At 33.4% G+C, this 8,809-nt stretch carries 10 protein-coding genes; 7 read left to right on the forward strand and 3 right to left on the reverse strand.

Annotated features, from left to right (window positions below):
• The first annotated feature begins 244 nt into the window (after nucleotides 1-244).
• Nucleotides 245-634: a DUF4304 domain-containing protein gene (locus tag BK137_RS21215; protein WP_143691109.1), complete on the forward strand. Its 390-nt coding sequence runs from the start codon at nucleotides 245-247 to the stop codon at nucleotides 632-634.
• A gap of 306 nt (nucleotides 635-940) precedes the next feature.
• Here BK137_RS21215 and BK137_RS21220 read toward each other — a convergent pair whose 3' ends face one another.
• The 3 genes from BK137_RS21220 to BK137_RS21230 all read right to left on the reverse strand — a co-directional run bounded on the left by BK137_RS21220 (nucleotide 941) and on the right by BK137_RS21230 (nucleotide 3,358).
• Nucleotides 941-1,618, reverse strand: a complete 678-nt coding sequence (locus tag BK137_RS21220; RefSeq protein WP_038191238.1) for a cysteine hydrolase family protein — start codon at nucleotides 1,616-1,618, stop codon at nucleotides 941-943.
• Nucleotides 1,619-1,634: 16 nt separating this feature from the next.
• Nucleotides 1,635-2,183: a helix-turn-helix domain-containing protein gene (locus BK137_RS21225; RefSeq protein WP_051448867.1), complete on the reverse strand. Its 549-nt coding sequence runs from the start codon at nucleotides 2,181-2,183 to the stop codon at nucleotides 1,635-1,637.
• A gap of 428 nt (nucleotides 2,184-2,611) precedes the next feature.
• Nucleotides 2,612-3,358 (reverse strand): class I SAM-dependent methyltransferase, encoded by a 747-nt coding sequence (locus tag BK137_RS21230; protein ID WP_038191240.1) that lies wholly within the window; start codon nucleotides 3,356-3,358, stop codon nucleotides 2,612-2,614.
• 231 nt (nucleotides 3,359-3,589) lie between these two features.
• Here BK137_RS21230 and BK137_RS22470 point away from each other — a divergent pair, with 231 nt between their 5' ends.
• The 6 genes from BK137_RS22470 (at nucleotide 3,590) to BK137_RS22050 (ending at nucleotide 8,775) form a co-directional block, all read left to right on the forward strand.
• Nucleotides 3,590-3,742 (forward strand): hypothetical protein, encoded by a 153-nt coding sequence (locus tag BK137_RS22470; protein ID WP_155981217.1) that lies wholly within the window; start codon nucleotides 3,590-3,592, stop codon nucleotides 3,740-3,742.
• Between the two features lie 620 nt (nucleotides 3,743-4,362).
• The gene (locus BK137_RS21235; protein WP_038191242.1) at nucleotides 4,363-5,622 is read left to right on the forward strand and encodes a hypothetical protein; all 1,260 of its coding nucleotides are present in this window, start codon (nucleotides 4,363-4,365) and stop codon (nucleotides 5,620-5,622) included.
• Between the two features lie 78 nt (nucleotides 5,623-5,700).
• Nucleotides 5,701-5,865: a hypothetical protein gene (locus BK137_RS22475; protein ID WP_155981218.1), complete on the forward strand. Its 165-nt coding sequence runs from the start codon at nucleotides 5,701-5,703 to the stop codon at nucleotides 5,863-5,865.
• Between the two features lie 93 nt (nucleotides 5,866-5,958).
• Entirely contained in the window at nucleotides 5,959-6,525 is a 567-nt protein-coding gene (locus tag BK137_RS21240) for a TetR/AcrR family transcriptional regulator (RefSeq protein WP_036130195.1), read from the forward strand.
• A 57-nt stretch (nucleotides 6,526-6,582) separates the two neighbouring features.
• Nucleotides 6,583-8,439, forward strand: a complete 1,857-nt coding sequence (locus tag BK137_RS21245) for an alpha/beta fold hydrolase (RefSeq protein ID WP_038191243.1) — start codon at nucleotides 6,583-6,585, stop codon at nucleotides 8,437-8,439.
• Between the two features lie 162 nt (nucleotides 8,440-8,601).
• Nucleotides 8,602-8,775 (forward strand): winged helix-turn-helix domain-containing protein, encoded by a 174-nt coding sequence (locus tag BK137_RS22050; RefSeq protein WP_143691111.1) that lies wholly within the window; start codon nucleotides 8,602-8,604, stop codon nucleotides 8,773-8,775.
• The last annotated feature ends 34 nt before the right edge of the window (nucleotides 8,776-8,809 follow it).

Consider the following 8,809-nt stretch of genomic DNA (forward strand, 5'->3'; position numbering starts at 1 on the left):
CTTGATAAATTAATGAAAGAACATGCGGAATAATATAGTACCATACAACAATTATAAGGGAGTTATGCGTAAAATTAGTTCTTCAACTAACGGGTGCTTTAGTTGAAGATCTTTGAGCTGTTCAGACGGCTCTTTTTTCTTATTCAACTAAAGTGGCAGGTTACTTGAAGAAGGAAAATGTTTATATTAGGGAGAATCTATACGGAAAAGATTTAATTTTTTTAGAATTGAGGTATTTAAAAAATTGTCAGTTGAAAGAGATAGTATGGTTTCTTCTTTAAAGAAAATAGTAATACCAATCCTTAGAGAGAAAGGATTTAAAGGTTCATTTCCACATTTCCGTCGAATTAAAGAAAATAAAATTGATCTTCTAACTTTTCAATTTGATAAATATGGCGGGGGATTTGTTATCGAAGTGGCAGTTTGTCCTCCTGATGGAGTGACCCATGATTGGGGTAAGAAAGTTCCATCGAATAAAGTTACTGCCCACGACTTATACAACAGACTGAGACTTAATGGTGGAGAGTGGTTCAGGTATGATGCTCCAAGTTCTGATGAAGGTATTTTTGATATTCTTGCTAATGGTGTCTTGAATTGTATCCCTGAAGCGGAAAATTATTGGGAGAAGATTTAAATCAAAGGCTTGAAATAGTGGTTGTTCCTCATTATTAAACTCTTTGCTCTTCAACTAACGGGGGGCTTTAGTTGAATAAGAGCTACTAAAAATAATCAAACTTTATTCCAAACCAACAAAAGATATTTTGAAAAAGAAACAAGTATCTAATTAAAAAAAGCCAACAAAGGTTAGTTTATAGCCTTTGTTGGCTTTTTTAAAACAATGTTACAAGTGTTAATTTAGTATTGTGCTTTAAAAGTTATTTACTTACTCAACTTACACATATGTAAAAGGGGTTCCGTTCTTTGTTACACAATCTAACTATTAGTCTCGTGTTTGGATAAAATCCTTAATATTAGTTATCTCGATACCATTTGTCTGATATTTCACAAGCATTTTATTCAGTGCGTTTTCTTTCACAGAAAATAAGGAATCATCCAAAACAATAACGCGATAACCTCTGTTTATGCCGCCCAAAGCTGTCTTGTAAACACAACCACTGGCGTCTGCACCAACAATATAAAGGGTATCAATCTCGTTTTCTATGAGATAATTTTCAAAATGATCCGAAGAAAAAGCATCAGAGCGGAGCTTGCTAAAAACGTTATCTGATTGAACGGATAATTCATTATATAAGTCCGCTCCATCACTATCAGCCTCATACATACCACCAGAAAGCAGTAAATCCAAAGAGTTTTTCATAAACTCTTGTTTGACGTAAATAATCTCCATTTCAGAGTCATTTGCGTATTTGATAGCTGTATTGATGTTAGCCATTAACGGTTCCGTGTTGCCGTATTCGGATATACCTAAGGTATCATTTTGGATATCTGTTACCAGAAGTGCGCTTTTGGGGCTATCATATTTGGCGATTGAGTCGCCCTTTGTGGCACTCGATAAATATACGAATCGTAAGGCTATAATTCCGATACAAAGTACTAATATTCCAATAATGCTAATGAGTATCATACGAAGATTGCTCCTCTTATTCTTTGTTTTCATAACAGTCACCTCATATTTATTTATCGTTTGGGGGCGTAATGATAGTTGCGAGAATATGCATTTTTTGTTCCTCAACCGATGTGTTTCTTGTTTGATAAGGGGCAATTATTTCTTTAAATTTATTTCCTATATCCACCATTTCTTCAACGGTTACATAGATAGGAGTTGCGCTGAAACCTGAACCATCCTCAACAATATTTATAGAGGATTTTTCTGTGTAATTTTGAAACTCTTTCATCAATACAATTAAAAAGTTCGTAAATAACTTAAAATATGCTCCACCATCGTTCTGCTCAATGATAGATTGGTTGACATTCAAAAAACTCTCATTCAATGCGTAAACTTTCTCCGTTAAGGCTCGAACTTTTTTTTCTTCAACAATCTTTATAACGCCACTATCTACCAAACGATTTAATGTGCGATAGAGGGTAGCCTGTGGGATGTCGTATTGTAATGATAATAAATCTTTTGCTGTACACTCACCCTTTGCTTGAATCGCAAGAATAATTTGATTTTTAACAGGGTTGACAATGCAGTCCATCATATCTTTAATGCTAATATCCATTTTATATTCACCTCCAAATATTATCGACATGATTATATTATCATACTGATAACAAAAAGGTCTAGTTTTTTACCCATTGTAGGGTGTTTGAAATAAAAATAAAAAAATTCACTAAAGAAGAATCTAGGAACTAACGAGGTGCTTTAGTTGAACAAGAACTACTAAAAATAATCAAACTTTATTCCAAACCAACTGTAGCTTTATAAAAAATTTTGATTAAAATCATCTTTAATCTATAGATTTCTTAGAAGTGAGATGACTTTATTTTTGGATATTTATGTTAATGATGTTATGAAGATTGTGAAGAAACGTACTTAAACTAAAGGGGCAGTTTAGCTGAATAAGAAATAGTGTTTGGAATCTAAAATTTTTATGTACATTAAATAGGCTACTAGCAAGTTGCTAGTAGCCTATTTAAACTAAAGGATTTAAATTTTTTTTACCTTAATTCGGTAAGATAAACAATTTGATAACGAAGTGACTTCCTCAAACTTCCAAGTATCTAAATTAATTGCTCCACCCGGGTAAAATGCAATTATTTGGAGACCCGATTGTTGACATAAAGAATATATTTCATCTGTTGAATAGCAGGCTAGCGATTGTGTGATTGTTTCATTAGGTGAACTTCTTTGCCAAAGCTTATCTGTCATGCGACAGTTAATTTCATCATAACCGTACTCTCTCATTATCTGATTTTTTTCAGAGACAAGCATTTGTTGCCCCTTAACATGTTGCCAATAGTTTGGTTGATATATATCAATAAGTGCATACCCGTCAACTTTCAGCCACTCATTTATCCGGTTTAAAAGTAGTAGTTGCTCTTTATCAGTTCCTACGCCAAAACCATCTAGATAGAGAACTAAATCATATTGTTTAGTTAGTTTTACCGAATAAAAGTTGTCACATAAAATGTGTATAGATGGATTTGAGTGAGCTCTTGCGTATTCAACCAATTCTGATACGAGTTCAACTGTAGTTATATCCTTATTGGTTAGTGAAAGTGCGTTTGCAAGTATCCCTGAGCCAGCACCGATTTCAAGAACATCCTTAAAGGTTGTACCCACTTGTTCATGAATCAAAGCTACTTCTTTCTTATAATCATTTATATCGTCTAATGGATCCTGATAAAACTCAAATTGTCTTTTGTAAAAAGGTTGTACCCAATTATCTTTCATAAATATCCTCCTGTAATAAACTATTCGTTTACAGGGGATTTTTTAAATTTCTGATACCTATATAGAGCACCTCCTGTTATGATCTTATCATAGATATAAATTTAATGACAGAAAATTTAGTTTTTGTTAGTTGAAGATTATTGAGTTGCAAATGCAGCTCTTTTTTTCTTGTTCAACTAAAGGGGCAGTTTAGTTACAGAGGGTATAAATTAAGGGATTCGGAGATGTATGATGGCAAAAAAAAAAAGAAAAGCAGAAAAGCAGGATGGGTTTTTTAAAGAAATTTTAGGTGAGATTGGTGGTTCTATAATATTTGAAGTGGTCTGGAACATTATAATTTTTATACCAAGAATGATAATTCGCTTGATATCAAGCATTTGGTGAAGTCATTAATTCTTATTGAACTAACGGGTGCCTTACTTCAATAAGGAGTAGAGCTTTTTTCTTAGTGTACTAACGGGGCAGGATAGTTGAAGAAGCAGGTGAATTTAAAAAGACATCGAATTAGTAATTATGAGGAAATTTATTCAAGTAACGGAGAATGAGTGGAAGAAGTATTTTAAAGGGGGCTTTTAATGTTTTCTGACTTTGATGTTAATGAAAAATCAAATGTTATCAGTATTCTTCAATTTCTCCAAGGAAAGTTGTTCGCAAGTATTATTTGTCGCTTCTATCTTTTATTAAAGTGAAAACTAGATGCAGTTATGCTTACCTCATTCTAATTAAAAATAATATGCTTGCCCAAGTGAATTCTTCACTATTAATACAGTGCCACAACTTTTAAAACTCCAACTAACGCTGTTTATCAATACTTTCATTTCACCTCAATATTTACAAGCACAGTCTGGTCTATTATCTAATGCATATAAAAAAGCAAAGAGCGAAAAATATACTAATAGACAAAACAACACCATTTCGTGAAGAAGGTTTATTTGTATTGTTATAAAATTCCCTGGTCGTGTTAAAATAGAGAAATAAATCCAGGTTCGGAGATGAAATAAAATATGGGTAAAAGGTACATTTTAAATAAATCAATTTTTCTACCTTATAACTTATCAAATAGTAGTGGCATTGTAAGAAAGGCGAGTCAGCATATGAATACAACTTCTGCTTTAATGAAGCAATGGAGTGGGGTGCAAAGTGCAGTAGGACTGGCGAGTCAGCATATGAATACAACCTCTGCTTTAATGAAGCAATGGAGTGGGGCGCAAAGTGCAGTAGGACTAGCGAGTCAGCATATGAATACAACCTCTGCTTTAATGAAGCAATGGAGTGGGGTGCAAAGTGCAGTAGGACTGGCGAGTCAGCATATGAATACAACTTCTGCTTTAATGAAGCAATGGAGTGGGGCGCAAAGTGCAATAGGACTAGCGAGTCAGCATATGAATACAACCTCTGCTCTACTGAAACAATGGAGTGGGACGCAAAGTGTAACAGGACTGGCAAGTCAGCATATGAATACAACCTCTGCTCTACTGAAACAATGGAGTGGGGCACAAAGTGCAGTGGGACTAGCAAGTCGGCATATGGAAAATATGCGTGCTTTGCAAGAACAATGGAATGGTTCATTTAAATCAATTCTTACAGATTTAGACGATAAGTATGAGGCATATCGAAACAAACAATATAAACTTATATTAAATGCTCAAGAATGCCAATGGTTTTTGGATGAAGAATTAGTTGATCATTACTTAGAGATTAGAGATATAGATGAGACAGATTTTGATGAGGTTGCAGTGATAAATTATATTACTAATCATTTAGATGAATACATACATGAAATTGTGAATTCATCTTGTTATGAAACACAAAAAAGAATTATTAACCAGAGCGTGTATGCTTATAAACAAGACTATTATGAACTGGCAATATTTCCTCTGTTCGGGGCATTTGACAATATTATTAGTCGTTGGGCACAAGGAATACTTACAAGTCCTTATCAGTTTCAAAATGTATATATTCCTAATTTTAGAGGCAAATTAAAACATAATATTGTGAAAGATTTAGAGGTTGTAGAGGTTATTCAAAGTATGAACTTATTAAAAGGGTTGACTATTATTAATGCTTATATAGATTTATTTGATAATAAACCATCAAATCAAACTAAAATTAATCTAAACTCTATACTTCATGGTAGCTATAACTATGATGAATTAAGTCAAAACAGCTATTTGAAAATGATTGTATTACTTAAATCCGCTTTAGCTTTAATTGATGTTTCTCCCTCAGAATTAAATCTTTATTTATCGGTAAAAGAGCAATAGAATTTGCAACCGGTATAGATGAGACTATATATATTTCTACATAAATTAATAATACTAAAGAGAGATAGGAGAACATTTATGACTAAAGACACCGGAGAATATTTTCAAAAAAATCTAAATATGTATCAACATTTGAAAAATATCAGAGATAATCTTTGGGCAAATGATGGTAAAAGTCGTGTATCAGTAATGGTAGGGGCAGGATTTAGTTTAAATGCTAAGAAAAAATCAATTAAAGTATAGCTTTTTTGATCAATTTTTTTATTAAACTAACAAAAATACTTGCAACACCTATTATAGTACTGTACAGTACTAATTATGATAAGAGGAAAATTAATGAATCAAAAACGTGTGATTGAAGTAGCTGCAACATTATTTTTAGAAAAAGGGTTTGCTTATACAAGCATGGATGAATTAGTTCGTGTAAGCAAAGTTTCAAAGTCTAATGTGTATTATCACTTCTCTAATAAGGAAGAATTGTTGGAAGGGGTCGTTGATTATTGGATTGAAATGTATCAATCTGCAATTGATGGCTTACTATCTCAAAACCAATTATTAGTTGAAGATCGTATCCAACTGTTTTTAAAGCAATTATCACAAGGAGTTCAGACGAGAGAATATAAGGGGAGCTGTCCATTTATTACGCTTTATATTCAAAGCCCTACAAATGCCACAAAAGTAAAAGAAAAAATAGGTCTTTTTTTTGCAGGATTACAAACGAAAGTTTCTCTATTACTTAAACAAGGGGTAGAGAATGGTGAATTTAGAAAGACAATTAATATTGACGAGGTTGCATCTCTTTTTATTACAAATCTTGAAGGAGCGCTATTTATTTCAGAAACACTGAAGGATGCAACTGTAATCATGAAAACAGCAGATCATTTTTTTAACTTGCTTCGATAAAAGAAGCATTTTTTTTACATCAAATTAGTACTGAATAGTACTAAAAGGAGGATTTATATGAGAACAGTATTTTTAACTGGTGGAACAGGTTTTATTGGAAAGCAATTAGTGAAGGAATTAGCCAAAGAGCATGTTACAATTCTTCTATTAGTGAGATCGAAAAGTAAAGCAACACGCATTTATCAAGAAAGAGGCATCTTAAAAGAGGCAGTTATGCACTTTATTGAAGGTGATTTGACGAAAATAGACTTAGGTCTAAGTGCTGAAGATAAGGAGTGGGTATTGAAAACGGATGTGATTATTCACGCAGGAGGCCCCATGGATATTCAAGCGACAAGCAAAGAGGCAGCTTCCGTATTTTTGAATGGTGCCCAACATATTAGTGAATTCGCTAAAAATATTCATCAATTGAAGGGATTGCAACAATTTATTCATGTTGTAGGCTATATGAGTCCCTTTGATGATAAAAATAGCAAGATTGCGATAGATGTATTTAAAGAAGGAAACAATTTTTTGAAAATAAAAAATCCATATGAGAGAACAAAGTTTTTAGCAGATCTTTATATCCGTCAGCAGGCATCAACAGTAGGTTATCCGCTTTCAGTAATTAATCCACCAACTGTAGTTGGTAGTAGTAAAACAGGGAGTACGGAGCAAACAGGAGGCTTAGGCTTGCTTGTGATGAGTATACGAAAAGGGCTCATGCCAGTGATTCCTGGAGGTAAGGAATATAGATTACCACTTATTGCAAACGATGAACTAGCAAAGTTTATTGTGCAGGTTTTCAGATTGGAGCAACCAACTATACAAACATATACACTTGTTGAAGATAAACAACATGATCAGAATATTTCAGAATTATTAGATGCTATGTCAGAAAGTATGAATATGACTGCACCTAAAATCTCTGCCCCATTGCCATTTATGAAAGCACTTATGAATAGTGGCGTAAGCAAAATAACCCAAATTCCTGCTGATGGGCTGAACTTTATTACAAATCGAACATTTTCAAATGGTTCAGCGAAAAAGATTATGGGAGAAGATTGGTTTAAGGAGACAAATGTAATGAAGTTTTTCCCAGCCGTAATAGCTGATCTGGATTATCGTATGATGTATCAAAATGGCCAGCACAGTCATTTATTTAAACGAACATTATGTAATAATACTACCATTTACCAATCACAAGGAGAGGGTAAACCGTTTATTTTATTACATGGTTTATTAAGTGATGGAGAGGATTTATTTCCTTTAGGAAAAGAGCTTCATGAAAAAACGGGTCGACCTGTATGGATCATGGACCTTCCAGGTTTGGGACGTTCTCCTTTTAAACGAGAGAAAAACCTTTTAAATATCTATTTGAATGTAGTGAAAAAGTTATTGGAGAAAGCTACTAATGGTGCCCATCTAATTGGCCATTCATTTGGTGCGTATATTCTTTTGGAAGCATTAGTACAAAAGTACATAGATAAGAAGTATACAATTACTTTACTTCAGCCACCTATTGCTAAAAAAAATGCTAAATCGATAAATGTTCCTCAATTTATGAACAAATGGACATTGAAATTGGCAACTACTAATTTAATAGAGCGTTATTTATTAAGTAATGGTTTATTTGAAAGTACGGAGAACATCCCTGAACATTATATTGAAAAAATAAGTAGCAGTTTTACTTCTCCTAGAATTTTAAATACTACGGTTCAGCTTAACAGTTTACTATTGAAAAACGATCAAGGTGATTTCAATGAAGTAACAAAGTATAATCTTCGCATTATTTGGGGGGATTATGACAGAGGCTATTCTGCTCCTTCGCATCTTGGTAAGGTTGATTTTGTTCCATATGGTCATCATTTTCCTCTTAACCATCCGAGTGAAACGGCTAATTTGGTAATAAAAAATAGTAGTACTAGCAGATGAGAGTGTGGGATAAATAAAAAGTGGGTAGTAAGATCGTTGTGTCTTTGAAATAAAGTCGTACTGTTTGAAAAAAAAGATTGTCTACATGAACGCTGGATATATTTACTTAAGAATCTTATTGCCACTAAAAGAATTTGAGTTATTATTTTTATTTGCAACGAATTGCGAGCAAGTATTTACACGCGACCATTTACTCGCCTTGATTACGAAGGAACGGAGCGTACAGTCGATATGCATATTCGGAAAATTCGCAAGCGTTTAGAGAGTCTCGCTATCCCAATCGAAATTAAGACGCTGCGTAATATCGGCTATCGCTTAGGTGAACGCCATGAATAATCTCACGACACGCCTATTGTTAAACTTTATTATT

The sequence above is a fragment of the Viridibacillus arenosi genome (genome assembly GCF_001955655.1).
GTDB lineage: Bacteria > Bacillota > Bacilli > Bacillales_A > Planococcaceae > Viridibacillus > Viridibacillus arenosi.

Coding starts and splice junctions, on each gene's coding strand:
- BK137_RS21220 (WP_038191238.1), bottom strand. CDS start 1,618: ATGAAAACAAAGAATAAGAGGAGCAATCTTCGTATGATACTCATTAGC.
- BK137_RS21225 (WP_051448867.1), bottom strand. CDS start 2,183: ATGGATATTAGCATTAAAGATATGATGGACTGCATTGTCAACCCTGTT.
- BK137_RS21230 (WP_038191240.1), bottom strand. CDS start 3,358: ATGAAAGATAATTGGGTACAACCTTTTTACAAAAGACAATTTGAGTTT.
- BK137_RS22470 (WP_155981217.1), top strand. CDS start 3,590: ATGGCAAAAAAAAAAAGAAAAGCAGAAAAGCAGGATGGGTTTTTTAAA.
- BK137_RS21235 (WP_038191242.1), top strand. CDS start 4,363: ATGGGTAAAAGGTACATTTTAAATAAATCAATTTTTCTACCTTATAAC.
- BK137_RS22475 (WP_155981218.1), top strand. CDS start 5,701: ATGACTAAAGACACCGGAGAATATTTTCAAAAAAATCTAAATATGTAT.
- BK137_RS21240 (WP_036130195.1), top strand. CDS start 5,959: ATGAATCAAAAACGTGTGATTGAAGTAGCTGCAACATTATTTTTAGAA.
- BK137_RS21245 (WP_038191243.1), top strand. CDS start 6,583: ATGAGAACAGTATTTTTAACTGGTGGAACAGGTTTTATTGGAAAGCAA.